Below are 19,837 nucleotides of genomic sequence, written 5' to 3' on the forward strand. Positions count from 1 at the left end.
GCATCGATGCGATCGCGGTGCTCGATGCGTGGAACGCGACCCCGTCGGTGGAGCACCGGGCGGGGGTGGCGTGATGGCGCTCGCACGCACGTTCGCCGTGGCGCTGAGCGGGATGCGGGGCGACATCGTGGAGGTGGAGGCCGATATCTCCGCCGGGCTGCCCGCCTTCGTGCTCATCGGCCTGCCCGATGCCGCGCTCGGCGAGTCCCGCAAGCGCGTCTCCGCGGCGGCCGCCAACGCCGGGTGCACGCTCACGCAGCGCAAGCTGACCGTGAACCTGTCGCCGGCCTCTTTGCGCAAGCAGGGCTCCGGTTTCGATCTCGCGATCGCGGTTGCCGCGCTGGCGGCCTCCGGCGAGGTCCCCGTCGAGTCGGCGGCCGGGGCCGTCCACATCGGCGAGCTCGGCCTCGACGGCCGCCTGCGTCCGGTCCCCGGCGTGCTGCCCGCGGTTCTCGCAGCGCGCGATGCCGGGTTCGCGAGGGTCCTGGTGCCGACGGCGAACGCCGAGGAGGCCCTTCTGGTCGACGGGATCGACGTGGTGCCGGTCGTCGGGTTGCGCAGCGCCGCTATCGCGCACGGCGCGGAGCTGGACCCGGTGGAGGAGGAGCCGGTCGCCCTCGCCGCTGAGCCCGGCCCTGCGGCGGAGGAACCGGACATGGCCGACGTGGCCGGCAACGACGACGCGGTCGACGCGTTCGTCGCCGCGGCAGCCGGCGGTCACAACGTGTCGATGATCGGCCCGCCCGGAGCGGGCAAGACCATGCTGGCGCGCCGCCTGCCGTCCCTGCTGCCCGACCTCACCACCGAGCAGGCCCTGGAGACGACCTCCATCCGCTCCCTGTCCGGCCGCGGCGTGGGCGGCGGCCTGATCCTGCGCCCGCCGTTCGAGGCCCCGCACCACACCGCGTCGTCCGCGGCCCTCGTCGGCGGCGGCAGCGGACGGCTGGTGCCAGGGGCGATCGCGCGGGCGTCGAACGGCGTGCTGTTCCTGGACGAGGCGGCGGAGTTCCAGCCCAACGTTCTCGACGCCCTCCGTCAACCGCTGGAGTCCGGCTCGATCGCCGTCGACCGCGCGGCCGCGAGCGCCACGTTCCCCGCACGCTTCCAGCTCGTCCTCGCCTCGAACCCGTGTCCGTGCGGCCGCTACGGCTCGGCCGACGAGGAGTGCTCGTGCACCCCCGCCGCGCGCCGCCGCTACCTCACGCGACTCTCTGGCCCACTCCTCGACCGCGTCGACATCCGCCTCGCCGTGCGGCGGTTGGGGTTGGGCGCCCTGCGAACCGCGTCGGACGGCAGCGCCCCGTCGCGCACGAGCCGAGAGCTGCGCGTGACGGTGGAGCACGCCCGCGCCGCCGCCCGCGAACGCCTGCACGGCACGGGCTGGACGACGAACTCCCAAGCCGCAGGAACGTGGCTCAGAGCCCCCGAACACCAGCTCGCGGCGTCATCCCGCGCCACCCTCGACCGCTCCCTGGAACGCGGCGCCCTCACGATGCGCGGCTACGACCGTACCCTCCGCGTCGCCTGGACGCTCGCAGACCTCGACGGCGCGGCCAGTCCGACCGCCGAGCACGTGGCACGAGCGCTGTACCTGAGGCGAGGTGCGTTCGCATGAGCAGGATCTGGGTCGACCTCATCCGCGCGGAGTGCGAGAACCCGGAGCGCGGGCGCGAGAGGTGGTGCCGCGAGTGTGCAGTGTGGCGGCTGGCGGCCGGGGTAGCGGAAGCGGGAGGAGAAGGAGACTTGGGGGCGGATGCGGAGGAGGTGCGTCGCCGGGTCGCTGAGCAGGCTGCCGAGGCGGCGGAGGACGTTCGAGACTCGGTGGCGGGCCCGGACGCCGCCGAGACAGTGGAGGACGCCCGATGAGCGTCGGAACATTCCCCGGGCTGACGTCCCGGGAGATCGCGTCCCTCATCGGCAGAGTCTCCGCGGGCATGGAGTATCCGGACGAGCCGTCGATGCTCGCGGCCGCGGCGCGGGCCGCCCTGTCCTCGGCGATCGAGCCGGGCGACACCGACGCCGCGCTCCTGGTGGGCTCGTTCGGCCCACTGCCGACCCTCAACGCCGTGACCGGCGACACCTCGCCGCAGACCGTCCGCGCCGCGCTCCGCGACGTCGGCGCGCCGGCCCTCCCGCCGATCGACCGGCTTCGTGACGCCCTCGACCGGTGGCGCGGACGCCTCCCGCGGGCACCGCTCCACGCTCCGCTGGAACGTGCCGCCCACCTCGGCGCGCGGCTCGTGACGCCGGAGCACCCGGCTTGGCCCACCGCTCTCGACAGTCTGGAACTCGGCGCGCCTCTCACCCTCTGGGTGCGCGGCGACCCCGCTCGGCTGGCCAGCCTCTCGCGCTCCATCGCGCTCGTCGGAGCCCGCGCAGCCAGTGGGTACGGCGAGCACGTCGCACTGGAGAGCGCGGCCGGCCTGAGCGACCGCGGCTTCGCGATCGTCTCCGGAGGCGCGTACGGCGTCGACGCCGCCGCCCACCGCGCGGCACTGTCGAGCGGCCAGGTCACCGTCGCATTCCTCGCCGGAGGCGTGGACCGCCTCTACCCGGCAGGGAACGACGACCTCCTCCAACGCATCGCCGGCACCGGCCTGCTGATGGCCGAGCTCCCACCAGGCTCCACACCGACACGCTGGCGTTTCCTGATGCGCAACCGGCTGATCGCCGCCGCGAGCAATGCGACCGTGGTCGTGGAGGCCGGCGCCCGCTCCGGCTCCCTGAACACGGCCGGCCACGCCGCCCAGCTCGGGCGCCCCCTGGGAGCCGTCCCCGGTCCGATCACCTCGCCGGCGTCCGCGGGCTGCCATCGCCTCATCCGCGAGTACGGCGCTATCTGCGTCACCAGCCCCGACGAGATGGCGGAACTGGCCGAGCCGCTGGGCGCGCTCCTCGGCGCGGGGGAGTCAGACGTAGGGTGACCGATGACCACTCGTACTGTTGCCCGGAATCGGCCGCGTCCGGTGCGTCCGCGGCCGGGTGGCGGCGCCGATGACGGATGCTGGGGGAGTGAACCTCCGTCTCGCCGTCGACGGCTACCTGCGCCACCTGGAGGTGGAGCGCGGGTACTCGGCGCAGACGGTGCGGGCCTACCGCTCCGATCTCGCCCAGTTCAAGCGGTTCGCCGAATCGCGCGGGGTGACCGGCACGGAGGCGCTCACCCTCGATCTGTTCCGGGACTGGCTGTGGGAGGGGGCGCAGCAGCAGCTCGCCCGCGCCACGCTCGCGCGGCGATCGGCTGCGGTGCGCGGCTTCAGCGGTTGGAACGCGCGGATCGGCGGTTCGAGTGCGCAACCGAGCGGCCCTGTGCTCGCGGGCGGGGGTGTGTCCGCGGATGACGCTGAGGCGCTGACCAGGGCCGACGTCCCCGACCCGGCTGCCCGCCTGCGCGCGCCCAAGCCCGACAAGCACCTCCCGCGCGTGATCACCCGGGCGCAGATCGACGGGCTGCTCGACGCGCTCGCGGCCCGGGCGGAGGGCGGGGAGCCCGGCGCGATCCGGGATGTCGCGGTCATCGAGGTGCTGTATGCGGCCGGGATCCGGGTCAGCGAGCTCACCGGGCTCGATGTCGACGACGTCGACCTCGAGCGGCTGACGCTGCGGGTCGTCGGCAAGGGGAACAAGGAGCGGGTCGTCCCGTTCGGTGTGCCTGCGCTGCGCGCGATCCGGCGTTACCTCCAGGTCGCACGGCCGGCGCTCGCCGCCGAGGGGTCAGGCCCGGCGCTGCTGCTCGGGGCACGCGGCGGGCGGCTCGGCACGCGTGCGGTCTACCAGCTCGTGGCGTCGCTGCTCGTCGACCTGCCCGGCGGCGGGCCGGCCGGTCCGCACACCCTGCGCCACACCGCCGCCACGCACCTGCTCGACGGGGGAGCGGACCTGCGGGCGGTCCAGGAGATCCTCGGGCACGCCAGCCTCGGGACCACCCAGATCTACACCCACGTCTCCAGCGAACGGCTCAAGGAGAGCTACCGCCTCGCCCATCCCCGCGCCTGACGCAACGGCCGCGCGGCGCCGCGGGGGAGGCTCCGTCCCTGGCGGAGCGGCAGCAGCACCGACCGCGGCGGCCGGTCGAAGAACAGCAGCGGCGACACGTACTCCCCGTCGACGCGCACGCCGACGTGGAGGCAGGCGCCGGAGCAGTGCGCGCCCGCGCCGACGACGCCGAGCACCATCCCGCGCGTCACCGGGTCGCCCACGGCCAGACCTTCCGCCACGACGGGCTCATAGGACGAGAGCACGCCCGACCCGTGGTCCAGGGTGAGCACCGGCCGGTCCACGACCACCCCGACGAAGTGCACCGTCGCATCCGAGGGGGCGGTCACGATAGCGCCGGGCGGCGCCGCGAGGTCGATCCCGCGGTGCCCGGCGGCGTACGGCGAAGGCGGGGCCTCGTAGGGCCGGACCATCCGGAGCGGTGCGAGCGGCCACGACCAGGGCGGCGAGACGCGCGAGGTCCCCGGGGAGGCCGCAGCGGTCCTGGGCGAGACAACCGCGCTGGCGGCCGGCTCAGCGACCCCACCTACCGGCTCAGCGACACCTGCGCGCCCGACGAAGACCGCGATCGTCACCACCACCGCGACAGCGACCCCCGCCGCTCTCGACACACCCCACATCCTCCAGCACCTCCGCATCCAGCCTCCGCCACCGACCGCCTCCCCACCCGCGGCCCGGCCCGATCCGTGCGCAACTCCCGCCCGCCCCCTCCCTGTGGAGGACTCTTCTGCACACGAACGAGTCGGCGTACCGTGACCAGCGCACGTTCCGCCGTCCTCCTCAGAGGGCGACGACCCGATGGAGGAGGGGGTCTCATGTCCGATCAGCGCAGCACCGGATCCGAGCGGGAGGAGGAGAACGTTCCGCAGCCCACCGCAGCGATGCGGCGGAAGGTCGTCGGGCTCGCCGTCGCCGCCGCGATGGGCGGGTTCCTGTTCGGTTTCGACTCCTCGGTCATCAACGGGGCGGTCGACTCGATCCAGCACAATTTCAAGCTCAACGCGTTCGTCACCGGGTTCATCGTCGCCATCGCCCTGCTCGGCTGTGCGCTCGGCGCCTACCTCGCCGGGCGGCTCGCCGACCGGTGGGGCCGCATCCGGGTGATGCTCATCGGCGCGGTCCTGTTCCTGGCCAGCTCGATCGGCGCCGGCCTCTCGTTCTCCGTCTGGGACCTCGGCTTCTGGCGCATCATCGGCGGTCTCGGCATCGGCATCGCGTCCGTGGTCGCGCCGGCCTACATCGCGGAGATCGCGCCCAAGCAGCGCCGCGGCGGCCTCGCCTCGCTCCAGCAGCTCGCCATCACGATCGGTATCTTCGTGGCGCTGCTGTCCGACGCGCTGCTGGCGGGAGCCGCGGGTGCGGCCGCCAACCAGCTCTGGTTCGGGCTGGAGGCCTGGCGGTGGATGTTCCTCGTCGGCGTCATCCCCTCGGTCATCTACGGCATCCTGGCGCTGCGCCTGCCGGAGTCCCCGCGCTACCTGCTGTCCACCGGACGGCACGACGAGGCGCGGGAGATCTTCGCCACGCTGGTGCCGGAGGAGGACGTCGACCGGCAGGTGCGCGACATCGAGCACGCCATCGAGGAGGACAAGGACGCCGCCAAGGGCACCCTCCGCGGCAACCGCTTCGGCCTGAAGCCCATCGTCTGGATCGGCATCATCCTGTCCGTGTTCCAGCAGTTCGTCGGCATCAACGTGATCTTCTACTACTCGACGACGCTCTGGAAGGCGGTGGGCTTCACCGAGAGCAACTCGCTGCTCATCACCGTCATCACCTCCGTCACGAACGTGGTGGTGACGATCGTGGCGATCCTGCTGGTGGACCGGGTCGGCCGGCGGCCGATCCTGCTCACCGGCTCCGTGGGTATGGCCCTGTCGCTCGCGGTCATGGCGCTCGCGTTCAGCTTCTCCGACAAAGTCAACGGCGCCGTCAGCCTCCCCAACCCGTGGGGGCCGATCGCGCTGGTGGCGGCGAACCTCTTCGTGATCTGCTTCGGCGCCTCCTGGGGCCCGCTGGTCTGGGTGCTGCTGGGCGAGATCTTCCCGCCGCGCATCCGCGGCGCTGCGCTCGGCGTTGCGGCCTCCGCGCAGTGGATCGCGAACTTCCTCGTCACGGTCTCCTTCCCGCCGATGTCGGACTTCTCGCTGCCGTTCACGTACGGGATGTACGCGATCTTCGCCGCCCTGTCGTTCTTCTTCGTCTTCTTCAAGGTGCCGGAGACGAACGGGATGGCGCTGGAGCACGCCGAGACGCTGTTCGCCAACGCGGGACGCAGCCGCGGCCCGCAGGTGCGGTCGTCAGGGGACACCGTCCCGCGCCGGTGACGCGGCCCGGCCGGGGCCGGGATCCTGATAGGATGTCCACTGCACTCCGCATGTCGGAGTGACTACGCGTGTCCGGACGCCCTCGACGAGAACATCTTCGATGGGGGTGTGCGCCTCTCCACCGGTCTCCCGCTCATCCACCACGGTCCTCCGTGCGGAAGCGCGGGTGCGGGGAGGTGCGGGGCACCAGGAGCGGCGGCCGATCGGCTTCCGCTGGACAACCGAGAGTCGTGACCCCGCCGTGAGGCCGGGCGCGCAAGAACAGGAGAACGGCAAATGGCCGTCGTCACCATGCGCCAGCTGCTCGACAGCGGCGTCCACTTCGGACACCAGACCCGCCGCTGGAACCCGAAGATGAAGCGCTTCATCCTCACCGAGCGCTCGGGCAGCTACATCATCGACCTGCAGCAGTCGCTCGCGTACATCGACAAGACGTACGAGTTCGTCCGCGAGACCGTCGCCCACGGCGGCACCATCCTCTTCGTCGGCACCAAGAAGCAGGCGCAGCAGGCCATCGCCGAGCAGGCGACCCGCGTGGGCCAGCCCTACGTCAACCAGCGCTGGCTGGGCGGTCTGCTGACCAACTTCCAGACCGTGTCCAAGCGCCTCGCCCGCATGAAGGAGCTCGAGGAGCTCGACTTCGAGGGCACCACCAGCGGCTTCACCAAGAAGGAGCTGCTGATCAAGAAGCGCGAGCTGGACAAGCTCCACAAGTCGCTCGGCGGCATCCGCAACCTGGCCAAGACCCCGAGCGCCATCTGGGTCGTGGACACCAAGAAGGAGCACCTCGCGATCGACGAGGCGAAGAAGCTGGGCATCCCGGTCATCGCCATCCTCGACACGAACTGCGACCCGGACGAGGTCCAGTACCCGATCCCGGGCAACGACGACGCCATCCGCTCCGTCACGCTCCTCACCCGCATCGTCGCCGACGCCGCGGCCGAGGGCCTCATCCAGCGTCACCAGAAGCCGGAAGAGGGCGCAGAGCCGGCCGAGCCGCTCGCCGAGTGGGAGCAGGAGCTCCTGGCCCAGCCGAGCGACGAGGTCCAGGCCTCCGCCGAGAACGAGAAGGCCGCTGACGCCGACCTCGCCGAGGCCAAGGCGGACTCCGCCGAGGTCGTCGCCGAGGGCGAGGCCGACGCCGAGGCCACGGCGGACTCCGCCGAGGGCGAAGCCGACGCCGAGGCCAAGTAACCCACTCACACCACTTCGAGTCAGAAGGTTCCACTCAGAACATGGCAAACATCAGCATCGCTGACATCAAGGCCCTGCGCGAGCAGCTCGGCACCGGAATGGTCGACACCAAGAAGGCCCTCGAGGAGGCCGGTGGCGACATCGAGAAGGCGACCGAGATCCTCCGCCTCAAGGGCGCCAAGGGCAACGCGAAGCGCGCCGACCGCTCCACCTCCGAGGGCCTCGTGGCCGCGAAGGAGAACGGCCACGGCGCCGCGACGATGATCGAGCTCGCCTGCGAGACCGACTTCGTCGCGAAGGGCGAGAAGTTCATCGCCCTCGCCGACAAGGTGCTCGACGCGGCAGCCGCCGCGGGCGCCACCACCGTCGAGGAGGCGCTTGCCGCCCCCGCCGGGTCGCAGACCGTCGCCGAGCTCATCGGTGACGAGGCCGCGATCCTCGGCGAGAAGGTGGAGCTCCGCCGCATCGCCGTCGTCTCGGGCGAGAACTTCGCGATCTACCTGCACAAGACCTCCAAGGACCTGCCCCCGCAGGTCGGCGTGGTCGTCGGTTACGCCGGCGCCGACGCGGAGACCGCCCGCAGCATCGCGCAGCACATCTCCTTCGCGAACCCGACCTACCTCACGCGTGAGGACGTCCCGGCCGAAGAGGTCGAGAACGAGCGTCGCATCGTCGAGGAGATCTCGCGCAACGAGGGCAAGCCGGAGGCCGCCCTGCCGAAGATCATCGAGGGTCGCCTCGGCGCCTACTTCAAGCAGGTCGCCCTGCTCGAGCAGGACTACGCCCGCGACAACAAGCAGAACATCGCCCAGGTCCTCAAGGACTCGGGTCTGACCGTCTCGGGCTTCGCCCGCTTCAAGGTCGGCGCCTGACCCAGGCATGAAGGAGTCCGGATCGTGAATCACGATCCGGACTCCTTTTCTGTGCCCGGCTCTCCCTGTTCAGGCACAGCGGGCACGCACTAGCGTTAACGAAACACACGGAAGGACTCCCACACACATGACGGCAGCCACTCACAGACGCAGGGTCCTTCTGAAACTCTCCGGCGAGGCCTTCGGAGGCGGTCAGCTCGGGGTGAACCCCGACATCGTCAGCGGCATCGCCCGCGAGATCGCCCAGGCGGCGGAGGACGTGGAGATCGCGATCGTCGTGGGCGGAGGCAACTTCTTCCGCGGTGCCGAGCTGTCGCAGCGCGGCATGGACCGCGGTCGCGCCGACTACATGGGCATGCTCGGCACCGTGATGAACTCGCTGGCCCTGCAGGACTTCCTGGAGCAGGCCGGCGCGGAGACGCGGGTGCAGTCCGCGATCGCCATGACCCAGGTCGCCGAGCCGTACATTCCGCGCCGCGCCGAGCGCCACCTGGAGAAGGGCCGCGTCGTCATCTTCGGCGCCGGCGCCGGCCTGCCGTACTTCTCGACCGACACCGTCGCCGCCCAGCGCGCCCTGGAGATCAGCGCCGACGTCGTGCTGGTCGCCAAGAACGGCGTGGACGGCATGTACGACTCCGACCCTCGCACCAACCCGGACGCGCGCAAGATCGACCAGATCAGCCACCAGGACGCGCTGACCCAGGGCCTCAAGGCCGTGGACTCCACCGCGCTGAGCCTCTGCATGGACAACGGGATGCCGATGCGCATCTTCGGCATCGAGCCGGCCGGCAACGTCACCGCCGCGCTGCTCGGCGCCGAGATCGGCACCCTGCTCGGCTGACCCGGTCCGGCGGGGCGCCCTGCTCTGCACGGGGCGCTCCGCGGGCTGGCCCTAGACTAGACAACGACTCATCGATCTGAAGGAGAAACCGTGATCGCGGATGTGATTACCGACGCCCGCCAGCGCATGGCCAAGACCGTGGACGCGGCGAGGGACGACTTCGGCACGGTGAGCGCGGGGCGCGCGAACCCCGCCCTCTTCCAGAAGGTGCTCGTCGACTACTACGGCTCGCCGACGCCGCTGGCCCAGCTGGCCGGCCTCCAGAACCCGGAGGCCCGGGTCCTGCTGGTGACGCCGTACGACAAGTCCGCCCTCAAGGAGATCGAGAAGGCGATCGTCAACATGCCGAACCTGTCGGCGAACGTCGGCAACGACGGCGAGATCGTGCGCGTCTCGCTCCCCGAGCTGACCGAGGACCGCCGCAAGGAGTTCGTCAAGCTCGTTCGCAGCAAGGGCGAGGACGCCAAGGTCGCCATCCGCAACATCCGCCGCAAGGCGAAGGACGACCTGGACGCGCTCAAGGGCGAGGTCGGCGACGACGAGGTGGCGCGCGGCGAGAAGGAGCTCGAGGCCATCACGCGCACCAACGTCGACGCCGTCGACGACGCCCTCAAGCGCAAGGAAGCCGAGCTCCTCGAGGTCTAGATGAGCGAGGGGAGCAGCCCCGGCGAGCCTCGCACGCCGGCGTCGGGCAGAAGGGGGAAGTCCGCGGCGCGCGCCGAGCTGCGCGCGCAGGTGCAGGCGACCCGGGCCGACTTCGAGCGCCAGGTGCTGGCGCGCAAGGCGCAGCTCGACGCCACGAACGAGCGGATCGCCGCCCGGACGGGGCGCAACCTGATCCTGGCGACCCTGATCGGGCTGGTCGCGGGCGCTCTGCTGGTGGTCAGCCTGATCTTCATCAAGGAGCTCTTCCTCGTCTTCGGGGCCGCGATGATCGGATTCGCCGCATTCGAGCTCACTCAGGCGTTCCGCGGAGCCGGGAGGCGAGTGCCGCGGACCCCGTCGCTGATCGCGTCGCTCGCGATCGTCCCTGCGACCTTCTGGTTCCACGCGGGCGGCCAGCTCGTCGCGCTGGCGTCGGGGATCGTCCTGGTCGTCGTCTGGCGGCTGGTCGAGGAGGCCGTGCTGCCCGCCAAGCGCGCCGGGGGAGTGGCGCTCTCCCGCGACCTCGCCTGGAGCGTGCTCGTCCAGATGTACGTGACCCTGCTCGGCTCCTTCGCCATCCTGCTGCTGGCGGAGAACGGCGGCGAGTGGTGGGTGCTCGGCTTCCTGATCGTGGTCGTCGCCGTCGACACGGGCGCGTACGCGAGCGGGCTGTCCTTCGGCCGGCACCCGATGGCTCCGACCATCAGCCCCAAGAAGACCTGGGAGGGCTTCGCCGGGGCCGCCGTCGCGGCGATCGTCGCCGGCGTGCTGGTCTCGCTGTTCATGATCCATCAGCCGTGGTGGTTCGGGGTGATCTTCGGCGTCGTCGCGCTGCTGACGGCGACCGCGGGCGACCTCTCGGAGTCGCTGATCAAGCGCGATCTGGGCATCAAGGACATGAGCTCCTGGCTGCCCGGGCACGGCGGCTTCCTCGACCGGCTGGACTCGATCCTGCCGTCCGCGGCGGCCACCTACGTGCTGTTCCTCATCTTCTCCTGACAGAATGGGCTGGTGAGCACCTTCCCCCGGAGCCCCAAGTCGAAGCCAGGGTACGACGTCGCGCAGGTCGACGAGTTCCTCGTCAGCGCCCGTCGCGCCTACGACTCCGACCCCTCGACCCCCGGCACGCTGTCTGCCTCCGACATCCGCCACACGGCGTTCTCGATGACCAAAGGCGGCTACTCGACCTCGCACGTGGATGCGGCCCTCGAGCGCCTGGAGGACGCCTTCGCGGCCCGTGAGCGCGACGTCGCACGCGGCGGCGGCCGCGACGCGCTGTGGTTCGAGGACGCCCGCACGGCGGCGCAGGCGATCCTCGACCGGCTGGAGAGGCCGATGGGCCACCGCTTCCAGCGGGTGAGCTTCCTGACGCTCGGCTACAACCGCCAGGACGTCGACCGGTTCGCCGGCCGGCTGGTGAAGTACTTCCAGGACGGCCGCCCGATGGGCGTCGACGAAGTTCGCACGGTCACTTTCCGTGAGCAGCGAGGGGGGTACCGTGAGGCCCAAGTGGACCTCCTCCTGGACAGCGTCACGGACGTGATGCTCGCGGTCCGCTGACCCTGGCCGTTACCTGAGTAGGAGAGCGCCGTGTTGGAAACGTGTGAAATGTCCGTTATGGTTCTGTGATCGTGGGTAGACAAGAAGCAGCTGAGCTCGTTCCGCTGACCCCTGCCAACCCGGTCGGAGTCGCATTCCGTCGTTCGCGACGGCCACACGTCCGTTCGCGGGCCGTGATCTGGGGGTTCGCCTTCACGGCGGCCGTGGGCTTCGCGCTGGTCAACGTGGTGGACCCGTACTCGGGCTCCGCGGCCACGCCGGCGTACGCGGACACCCTCCAGAACATCCAGCAGTCCTCCCGCTACGGCGCGGTCCCCGTTCAGAGCCTGACGGCCCCGAACGCCTCGGAGACGGCCGTCACGCGCGACACGCTGGGCGTCAAGCTCAAGCCGACGCCCACGCCGACTCCGACGCCCACGCCGACGAAGTCGTCGTCCTCGTCGGGCGGATCGAGCGCACCGTCCGCTCCCGTCCCGGATCCGGGCACCGCGAAGGCGATCGCCTACCAGATGGTGCACCAGCGCGGCTGGGGCGACGACCAATACAGCTGCCTGGTGTCCCTGTGGAACAGGGAGTCCGGCTGGCGCGTGAACGCGTCCAACCCAAGCGGTGCCTACGGCATCCCGCAGGCGCTCCCCGGCAGCAAGATGGGCCCGGGATGGCAGACGGACGCCTCCGTGCAGATCTCGTGGGGCCTCGGCTACATCGCCGGGCGCTACACGAACCCGTGCGGCGCCTGGGCGCACTCGCAGTCGTCCGGGTGGTACTGAGCGGAGTCCGTCCCTCACACCGTTGGTGAGGTGGGCGATGGTACTGCGCGTGGGTCGGCGGGCGACAGCCGCGGCTGCATAGACTGGAGCGGTGCCCCGCAGTAATCGTCCCCGCCGTCGTCACGGCGAGCCGTCTGACGAGGAGCAGGACGGCCTGGACCGCCTCCTCGCGGGCTGGCGGCGCACGGAGGTGCGGCGCGGCGCCGAATGGAACGTGCAGCCCGTGTCGGCCGTTCAGGCGCAGAAGAGCTACGTGTGCCCCGGCTGCGGCCGCGAGATCGGTCCCGGCGTCGCGCACCTGGTCGCCTGGCGCGCGGACGGCGTGATGGGCGACGCGGCCGACCTGGCCGCCCGCCGGCACTGGCACACGACGTGCTGGCGGGTCGCGTGAGTAGGGAGACGCCCGAGTGATGGAGACAATCCGATGACTGACAGTGCCGCGCCCCAGGGGCCGATCGAGGTCCGCGGCGGCGTCGAGCTGCCCGCCCGGCGCGAGGATATCGAGCTGCGCACGCGCGACGGACTCACCCTCGTCGGCGAGCTGGCCTCCCCGCTCGACCGCGAGCCGGTGGCGACCCTGGTCACGCTGCACCCGCTGCCGACCGGCGGCGGCTTCATGGACTCCCACATCCTCCGCAAGGCGGCAGGGCGCCTTCCTGCGCTGGCCGACATCGCGGTGCTGCGCTTCAACACGCGCGGCACGGCGTCGCCGCGCGGCCGCAGCCAGGGGGAGTTCGACCACGGTGTGGACGAGCGCTACGACGTCGAGGCGGCGATGGCGTTCGTCGCCGAGCGCGGCCTCCCGCACCCGTGGCTGCTGGGCTGGTCGTTCGGCACGGAGCTCGCGCTGATGTACGGACGGGAGTGCCCGGTGGACGGCATCATCCTGCTGTCCCCGCCACTGCACAGGGCAAAGCCCGAGCACCTGGCGGCCTGGGCGGGGGACCACCGCCCGATCGTCGCGCTGATCCCCGAGCACGACGACTACCTCCAGCCCGCGGAGGCGGCGGAGCGGTTCCGCCCGCTGCCGCAGATCGAGCTGGTCGATGTGGAGGGCGGCAAGCACCTCTGGGTGGGGGAGAACCAGACCCGCCGCGTGCTGGACGAGATCGTGGAACGGATGAACCCCGCTGCCGCACCCCTGCCGACGCAGTGGCCGCCGGCCTGAGCCCAGCGAGACCGGCGCGCTAGAGCTCGTTCTGCCGAGGGATGACGACCTGCTTGATGATGAGCAGGATCGCCGCGGCGAACGGGATGGCGACCAGGGCCCCGAGGATGCCGAGCAGCGTGCCGCCGGCGAGGGCGGCGACCACGACGAGCGCGCCCGGCACCGACACCGCGCGGTTCATGATGCGCGGGCTCAAGATGTATGCCTCGACCTGCATGTAGGCGAGGTAGTAGATCGCGGCGGCAATGGCGGTGGGCGGGCCCGAGAAGAAGCAGACCGCGACGATGATGACCGAGCCGGTGATCGTGCCCACGAGCGGGATCAGCGAGAAGAAGAACGCGATCGACGCGAGCAGGATGGGGAACTTCGCGCCGATGATCGTGAGGAAGATCGCGCTCAGCACGCCGTTGACGAGGGCGAGCGAGACCTGGCCGCCGACGTACTTGCCGACCGAGTCGGTGATCTGGTCGCCCAGGTCGGCGAACCGGGAGCGGCGGGAGGCCGGCACGAGCTGGTAGGTCGCGCGCTTGATGCTCGGCAGCGACGCGGTGAAGTAGATGGTCAGGATCACGACGATGACCACGCCGAACGCGCCCTGCACGATGCCGAACCCGGTCTGCAGCACCTTGGAGGTGATGTCGGGGAGGTTCTTCTGCAGCCACTGGGTGACGGCGTCGATGTTCTGCTGGTTGACGATGGTCGGGAACTGGTGCTGGAGGCTGAGGAACCACTTCTCGGCGCCGCCGTTGTTGGCCCAGTTGATCGCGTTCTGGACGAGCTGTGTGGCCTGACTGACCGCCACGGGGACGATCGCCCAGATCAGGCCGACGAACGCGCCCACGATGACGACGAGCGTGACCACCAGCGCCGCCCAGCGCGGGAACTTCCGCCGCTCCAGGAAGGAGATCAGCGGCTCGATGCCGAGCGCCAGGAACAGCGCGGCGCCGATGTAGGTGATGATCGTGGCGAGACTCACGATCGAGGTCAGGATCAGGAAGCCCAGACCCACGCCGAGCGTGCCGATCAGACCGACTCGAAACGCGTTCTGGATCTTCACTCGGTCCCCCTCCGGGCCGTCCGCCCGGGAGGGACGGAGCTCAATCGTCGGCCGAAACCGTATCTGCCTGCTGGAGCATACCCCTCAGGTTCTCGAAGTACCCGGCGACGGCTTCGCGCTCAATCCTAATCTGGGAGAGGCGGTCTTCCGCGTCGGCGACCAGGCGTTGCGTGCGCTCCTCCGCCTCCTCCACGAGGGCGTCGGCGCGCTCCTGCGCCTGGCGGACGATGTCGGCGGCGACCTTCTCGGCGTCCTTGCGGGCCTTCTTGACCGTCTCGCGGGCCTCGGTGCCGAAGGTCTCGGCCTCCGTGCGCGCCTGCGAGGTGCGCTTGACCGCGTCCGCGAGCTGGACGTTGGCCTCGTCCAGGTACTTCTGCGTCTGGGCGACGGCCTCCTGATGCCGGCCCAGGTACTCCTTCTCGGCCTCGTCGCGGCGGGCGCGGAGCTCGACGTCGAGGTCGATGCGCGCCTGCTCGATCTCCCGGGTGCGCTTGTCCAGCTCGCCGAGGGTGGAGGTGCGGAGGGCGGTCAGCTCGGCGTCGAGGTCGGCGCGGGCGGTCGCGGCCTCCTGGTCGTAGGCGGCCTGGCGCTCGGCGAGCTCGGCGTCGAGCGCGGTGCTCGCCTCAGCGGCGGCGCGCGCGACCTCGGCGCGGGCCTTCGCGGTCTCGGCGTCGAGCGTGACGCGGGCGCGCTCGGTCTCCTCGGCGAGGGTCACCCGGGTCTGGTCGGCCTCGCGCTCCAGTTCGAGGCGCTGCTGCTGGCGGTCGTTCTTCAGCTCCTGGGCCGTGCGGGCGCGCTGGTCGGCGAGGTCGGCCGTGGTGCGCTTCACGTCCGCGGCGAGCGTGCTGCGGGTCTGCTCGGTCTCGTCGGCGAGCCGGGAGCGGGTCTCCTCGACCTCCGCGGCGAGAGCGGACGTGGTCTGCTCGACCTCGGCGGCCAGGGCGGACTTCGTGGTGGTCACCTCGGTCTCGAGGGCCGACTTGGTCTGCTCGACCTCCGCCGCCAGGTTGGAGGTCGTGGTCGTGACCTCGGTCTCCAGGGCCGACTTGGTCTGCTCGACCTCGGCGGCGAGCGCGGATTTGGTCTGCTCGACCTCGGCGGCCAGCGCGGCCTTGGTGGTGACGACCTGGGTCTCGAGCCGGGAGAGGGTCTGCTCCTTCTCCGCGGCGAGCCGGGCGGCGGTCTGGTCGACGTCGGCGGCCAGCTTGGCGCGGGTGGAGGTCACCTCGGCGGTGAGGGCGCTGCGCTCGGTGGCGAGCTCCTCGGCCAGGGCGGTGCGGGCCTCGCCGACCTCTGCGGCCAGCTCGGCGCGCAGGTCGGTGGCCTCGGCCTCGAGTTCGCGGCGCTGGCGCTCGGCGTCGGCGGCCAGCTCCGAGCGGGTGGTCTCGACCTCGTCGGCCAGGGCTGCCTTGGTGGTCTCGACCTCTTCCGCGAGGGCTGCCTTGGTGGTCTCGACCTCTTCCGCGAGGGCTGCCTTGGTGGTCTCGACCTCTTCCGCGAGGGCGGACTTCGTGGTCTCGACCTCCTCGGCCAGCTCGGCGCGTGCGGACTCGACCTCGGCGGCGAGCGCGGCCTGCGTGGTCTCCACCTCGGCGGCGAGCGCGGCCTGCGTGGTCTCCACCTCGGCCGCGAGGTCGGCCTTGGTGGTCTCGACCTCCTTGGCGAGGGCGGACTTGGTGCTCGCGACCTCCTTCTTCAACGCGGAGCGCGTGCTCGTGACCTCCTTGGCGAGCGAGGCCTTGGTGGTCTCGACCTCCTTCGCGAGGGTGGAGCGCGCCGCGTCGATCTCCTTGGCCACGTCGGCACGGGTGGTCTCGACCTCGGCTGCGAGGTCGGCACGGGTGTCCGCGACCTCGGTTGCCAGCTCCGCGGCGGTGCGCTCGCGCAGGGCCGTGACGCGGGCGCGGGTGGTCTCCTCCTCGGCCGTGAGCTCGTTCGCGACGCGCTCGCGGTCGGCGGTGAGCTGCGCTGCGGTCGCCGTGCGGTCGGCTTCGAGGCCGCTGCGGGTCTCGGTGGTCTCGCGCTCCAGGGTCGAGCGGGTCTGGGTGACCTCGTCGGCGAGCTCCTTCCGGGTGCGCTCGACCTCCTCGGCGAGTGCCGAGCGGGTGGTGGTCACATCGGCCTCGAGCGTCGAGCGCGTGGTGGTGACCTCGGTCTCCAGCGCGGCCTTCGTGCTGGTGACCTCGTCGGCGAGCGCGGCTTTCGTGCGCGCCACCTCATCGGCGAGCTCCGTCTTGGTGCGGGCGACCTCCTCCGCGAGGGCGGAGGTGGTGGTCGTGACCTCGTCGGCCAGGCGGGCCTTGGTCTGCTCGACCTCGGCGGCCAAGGAACTCTTGGTCTGCTCGACCTCGGCGGCCAGGGAGGTCGTGGTCTGCTCGACGTCGGCGGCGAGCGCCTGACGCCGGGTGGTGTCCTCGTGGTCGAGGTCGGCTCGCGTCTGCGCGGCCAGCGCGGCGAGGGTCGCGCGCTGCTGCTCGACCTCGTCCGCGAGCTCGGCGCGGGCCTGGGCGACCTCGGCGGCGACGGCGCCGCGCGCCTCGGCCTGCTCGGCCGCCAGGCGGTCTGCGGTCTCGGCGACGCGCTTGTCGAGCTCGAGGCGCGTCTGCGCCGCCTCGCGCTCGAACGCCGCGCGGTCGGCTGCGAGCGCGTTCTCCAGCTCGCCGCGGCGTGCGGCGATGGTGCGGTCGAGCTCGGCGGCCTCCGTGCGTGCGGCCTCCGCCTCGCGCAGGGCGACGGCCTTCAGCTCTGCGGCCTCGCGGTCGGCCTCGGCGCGGAGGGCGGCCGCCTCGCGCTTGCTCGTCGCGCGCAGCTCCGCCGCCTCGGTGGCGACGGCGCCGCGGATGGCCGCGGCCTCCCTGATCGCGTCGTTGAGCAGCGTCTCCTTGTCGGCGCGGGTGCGCGCCAGCAACTCGGTCGACTCGATCTGGGCGTCCTCGAGGGCGGTCGTCGCGCGGGCCTGCGCATCGGCGAGCACGCGCTCGGCCTGCTGAGCGGCGGTCTTCTTGATCTTGTCGATCTCGGCGGTGACGCCGGTGCGCAGCTTCTCTGCGTCGATGTCGGCCTGCGCGATGAGCCGGGTGGACTGCTCCTCGGCGACCCGGAGGGTGTTCTCCAGCTTGGTGCCGAGCCCGGAGTAGGTGGGGCTGCCGACCTCCTCGATCTCCGCGTTCAGCTCGTCGATGCGCAGCTGGAGGCGCTTGAGCTCCTTGGACTGGTCGGCCGACTGGGTGTTGGATTTGATCAGCTCGCGGCGGAGGTCCTGGATGGCCTGGTCGACTTCGTCCTTGTCGTATCCGCGAAAGACCTGGGTGAAGTTGGATTCGTCGGTGGCCACCGTGTTACTCCTGGGGGATCGAGAGAGCGAGCCGCGCGCGCGCCGCATCGATCTTACATTTCGAGGGCCGTACCCGCATGGGGGACTGCGTGACCGTGCAGACAACGGTTAGATGCCTCTCAGGGTGACCCATTATCGTTGTGTGACTGTGCCCGCCCCCCGTCCGGCACTGAGGAGTTCTTTTTGCGTTTCGTACTGGCCATCGTCGCGTTCGTGGTCGCTGCCGTCATGATCGTGGCCGGCATCGCCCAGCGCACGATCTTCGCACCCCCGTCCCAGGTGACCGCAGCGGCGACCGTCCCCGCCGACACCCGCTACGTCGTGATCGACAGCGCTGTGCTGAACGCCCATCCCGGGCAGCAGACGCTGTCCATCTCGGGCTCGAAGAACGCCAAGACCCAGATGGTCGCCTACGGCCGCACCGCCGACGTGAAGGCGTGGCTGGCGGACCAGAAGTACGCGACCATCTCCTACCGCGCGGGCGACAGCGCGGTGACGGTGAAGACCGTGACCCCGAAGGCCGGCTCGACCGGGTCGACCGGCGCCGCGTCCACTGCCACTCCGGCCCCGACGGCCACGCCGACGCCCGCTCCCACTGGGACGACCCCGGCGCAGACCGCCGCCCCCGGCCCCGACCCGGTCGGCTCCGACCTCTGGCTCGACGAGTTCGACGGCCAGGACGCCCAGGTCACCAAGATGAACGTCCCGTCGGGCGTCAGCGTCATCGTCGCCGGCGACGGGACCACCCCTGCCCCGGACAAGATCGTCCTGACATGGCCGGTCGACACCAGCACGCCGTGGGCCTTCCCGCTCATCATCGGCGGTCTCGTGCTCCTGGTGATCGGCATCGCGCTCTACCTGGGGGGGCTCTACACCCACCGTAGGGCGCGCGGACCACGACGCAAGAGCGGACCCAAGATGCCGAAGCTCCCCAAAGCCCCCAAGTACAAGCCGACCGCGTCCATCGAGGCGACCCCGCGCGGGCGCAGGTCGACCCGCCGCACGCGCGTGATGGCCCCGGCCATCCTCGCGGGCGTCCTCGCCCTGGCCGGCACCGGAGCGGGCGCCGCCTTCGCGGACACCTCGACGCCGACGCCGACGCCCACGCCGACCTCGACGACGAGCGCGCCGAACGGCAACGGCAACTCCCCGGCCCCCGCCGTGACGGCGCCGCAGCTCGAGCGCATCATCAAGCGGATCTCGGTCGCGGCGGCCAACGCGGACGCCAAGAACGACCCGAACCTGGCCAAGCTGCGCTTCGCCGGGCCCGCCCTCCAGCTCCGCGACGCCAACTACACGATCCGCCTCAAGAAGGCGGACCAGCCGGCGCTGCCGGCCATCCCGGCCGGACCGCTCGAGCTCTCGCTCCCGCAGGCGACCGACAGCTGGCCGCGCACCGTCACCGCCGTCGTGAAGATGCCGAACGACTCCACGGGCAAGGCGCAGGCCCCGCTGGCGCTCGCCCTCGTGCAGCCGACGCCGCGCGACAACTACATGGTGGAGTACGCCATCGCCCTCGAGCCGAACGTGAAGGTCCCGAACCTGGCGCCGGCGAGCATCGGCGCCGCGGTGGTGCCCCCGGACTCCAAGCTGCTCAAGGTCCAGCCCGACCAGGTGGCCGCCGCGTACGGCGACATCCTGCTGAACGGCGACAAGAGCAAGTGGTACTCCAGCTTCGACCTCACCGACGACAAGCTCGTGGCGCAGGTCGGCGCCTCCTGGAAGCAGCAGGAGCAGGCCAGACTCGCCCAGCAGTTCGGCCAGACCTCCACCCTCACGTTCTCCGGCCGCGTCGGCGCCGGTCCGGTCATCTCGATGGCGACCAACGACTCCGGAGCCATCGTCTGGGTCAACCCGGAGGAAGTGCAGCTGCACCGGGTGACGGAGGCCGGCGCCCAGGTCATCGCGGGCGCCACGACGGCGGCGCTGAGCGGGGTCGCGCAGTCCAACACCGGCATCGAGTCGGTGTACGGCTACCAGCTCGCCTTCTACGTGCCCCCGGCGGGCTCGAACGAGAAGGTGCGCCTGCTCGGCTTCGCGCAGGGCCTGGTCTCCGCGCGCGAGGTGCAGTGACCC

18 protein-coding genes are annotated in these 19,837 nt (G+C 71.3%); 15 read left to right on the top strand and 3 right to left on the bottom strand.

The window, feature by feature from the left end; genetic code table 11:
- Window positions 1-73 precede the first annotated feature (73 nt).
- From ABH923_RS00005 to ABH923_RS00020, 4 genes are all read left to right on the top strand, one after another.
- On the top strand, window positions 74-1,615 hold the full coding sequence (locus tag ABH923_RS00005) for a YifB family Mg chelatase-like AAA ATPase (protein WP_370052888.1): 1,542 nt from the start codon (window positions 74-76) through the stop codon (window positions 1,613-1,615).
- Window positions 1,612-1,866: a hypothetical protein gene (locus tag ABH923_RS00010; RefSeq protein ID WP_370052890.1), complete on the top strand. Its 255-nt coding sequence runs from the start codon at window positions 1,612-1,614 to the stop codon at window positions 1,864-1,866. The genes ABH923_RS00005 and ABH923_RS00010 overlap by 4 nt, the downstream gene beginning before the upstream one ends.
- Window positions 1,863-2,924 carry a DNA-processing protein DprA gene (gene dprA / locus ABH923_RS00015; protein ID WP_370052891.1) on the top strand — a complete coding sequence of 354 codons (1,062 nt, stop codon included), beginning with the start codon at window positions 1,863-1,865 and terminating at the stop codon, window positions 2,922-2,924. Before ABH923_RS00010 ends, dprA begins: the two co-directional genes overlap by 4 nt.
- 88 nt (window positions 2,925-3,012) lie before the next feature.
- Complete coding sequence (locus ABH923_RS00020; RefSeq protein ID WP_370052892.1) at window positions 3,013-3,996, top strand: tyrosine recombinase XerC; 984 nt, start codon at window positions 3,013-3,015, stop codon at window positions 3,994-3,996.
- On the opposite strand, the gene ABH923_RS00025 is transcribed toward ABH923_RS00020, so the two are convergent.
- A complete protein-coding gene (locus tag ABH923_RS00025; RefSeq protein ID WP_370052894.1) occupies window positions 3,969-4,607 on the bottom strand; it encodes a M23 family metallopeptidase in 639 nt (212 codons plus the stop codon). The two genes, ABH923_RS00020 and ABH923_RS00025, sit on opposite strands and share 28 nt — an antisense overlap.
- Window positions 4,608-4,811: 204 nt before the next feature.
- Between ABH923_RS00025 and ABH923_RS00030 the strand changes: the two genes are divergently transcribed.
- The 10 genes from ABH923_RS00030 to ABH923_RS00075 all read left to right on the top strand — a co-directional run bounded on the left by ABH923_RS00030 (window position 4,812) and on the right by ABH923_RS00075 (window position 13,370).
- A complete protein-coding gene (locus ABH923_RS00030) occupies window positions 4,812-6,320 on the top strand; it encodes a sugar porter family MFS transporter (protein WP_370052895.1) in 1,509 nt (502 codons plus the stop codon).
- 276 nt (window positions 6,321-6,596) lie between these two features.
- On the top strand, window positions 6,597-7,514 hold the full coding sequence (gene rpsB, locus ABH923_RS00035; protein ID WP_370052897.1) for a 30S ribosomal protein S2: 918 nt from the start codon (window positions 6,597-6,599) through the stop codon (window positions 7,512-7,514).
- 41 nt (window positions 7,515-7,555) lie between these two features.
- A complete protein-coding gene (tsf, locus tag ABH923_RS00040) occupies window positions 7,556-8,386 on the top strand; it encodes a translation elongation factor Ts (protein ID WP_370052899.1) in 831 nt (276 codons plus the stop codon).
- A gap of 127 nt (window positions 8,387-8,513) precedes the next feature.
- On the top strand, window positions 8,514-9,227 hold the full coding sequence (pyrH, locus tag ABH923_RS00045) for a UMP kinase (RefSeq protein WP_370052901.1): 714 nt from the start codon (window positions 8,514-8,516) through the stop codon (window positions 9,225-9,227).
- A gap of 90 nt (window positions 9,228-9,317) precedes the next feature.
- Entirely contained in the window at window positions 9,318-9,872 is a 555-nt protein-coding gene (gene frr / locus ABH923_RS00050; RefSeq protein WP_370052902.1) for a ribosome recycling factor, read from the top strand.
- Window positions 9,873-10,871, top strand: coding sequence for a phosphatidate cytidylyltransferase (locus tag ABH923_RS00055; RefSeq protein WP_370052904.1), 999 nt, complete (start codon window positions 9,873-9,875; stop codon window positions 10,869-10,871). It begins immediately after the preceding gene.
- A gap of 12 nt (window positions 10,872-10,883) precedes the next feature.
- A complete protein-coding gene (locus ABH923_RS00060; RefSeq protein WP_370052906.1) occupies window positions 10,884-11,432 on the top strand; it encodes a DivIVA domain-containing protein in 549 nt (182 codons plus the stop codon).
- A gap of 173 nt (window positions 11,433-11,605) precedes the next feature.
- Window positions 11,606-12,202, top strand: a complete 597-nt coding sequence (locus ABH923_RS00065) for a lytic transglycosylase domain-containing protein (protein ID WP_370052908.1) — start codon at window positions 11,606-11,608, stop codon at window positions 12,200-12,202.
- Between the two features lie 91 nt (window positions 12,203-12,293).
- Window positions 12,294-12,593: a hypothetical protein gene (locus tag ABH923_RS00070; RefSeq protein WP_370052910.1), complete on the top strand. Its 300-nt coding sequence runs from the start codon at window positions 12,294-12,296 to the stop codon at window positions 12,591-12,593.
- A 33-nt stretch (window positions 12,594-12,626) separates the two neighbouring features.
- Complete coding sequence (locus ABH923_RS00075) at window positions 12,627-13,370, top strand: alpha/beta hydrolase (protein ID WP_370052912.1); 744 nt, start codon at window positions 12,627-12,629, stop codon at window positions 13,368-13,370.
- 19 nt (window positions 13,371-13,389) lie between these two features.
- Here the strand turns inward: ABH923_RS00075 and ABH923_RS00080 are convergent, their stop codons facing one another.
- The gene (locus ABH923_RS00080) at window positions 13,390-14,427 is read right to left on the bottom strand and encodes an AI-2E family transporter (protein ID WP_370052914.1); all 1,038 of its coding nucleotides are present in this window, start codon (window positions 14,425-14,427) and stop codon (window positions 13,390-13,392) included.
- Between the two features lie 40 nt (window positions 14,428-14,467).
- On the bottom strand, window positions 14,468-17,761 hold the full coding sequence (locus ABH923_RS00085) for a DivIVA domain-containing protein (protein WP_370052916.1): 3,294 nt from the start codon (window positions 17,759-17,761) through the stop codon (window positions 14,468-14,470).
- Between the two features lie 183 nt (window positions 17,762-17,944).
- Here ABH923_RS00085 and ABH923_RS00090 point away from each other — a divergent pair, with 183 nt between their 5' ends.
- Window positions 17,945-19,834: a hypothetical protein gene (locus ABH923_RS00090; protein ID WP_370052918.1), complete on the top strand. Its 1,890-nt coding sequence runs from the start codon at window positions 17,945-17,947 to the stop codon at window positions 19,832-19,834.
- The last annotated feature ends 3 nt before the right edge of the window (window positions 19,835-19,837 follow it).

This window comes from Leifsonia sp. EB41, assembly GCF_041262565.1.
GTDB lineage: Bacteria > Actinomycetota > Actinomycetes > Actinomycetales > Microbacteriaceae > Leifsonia.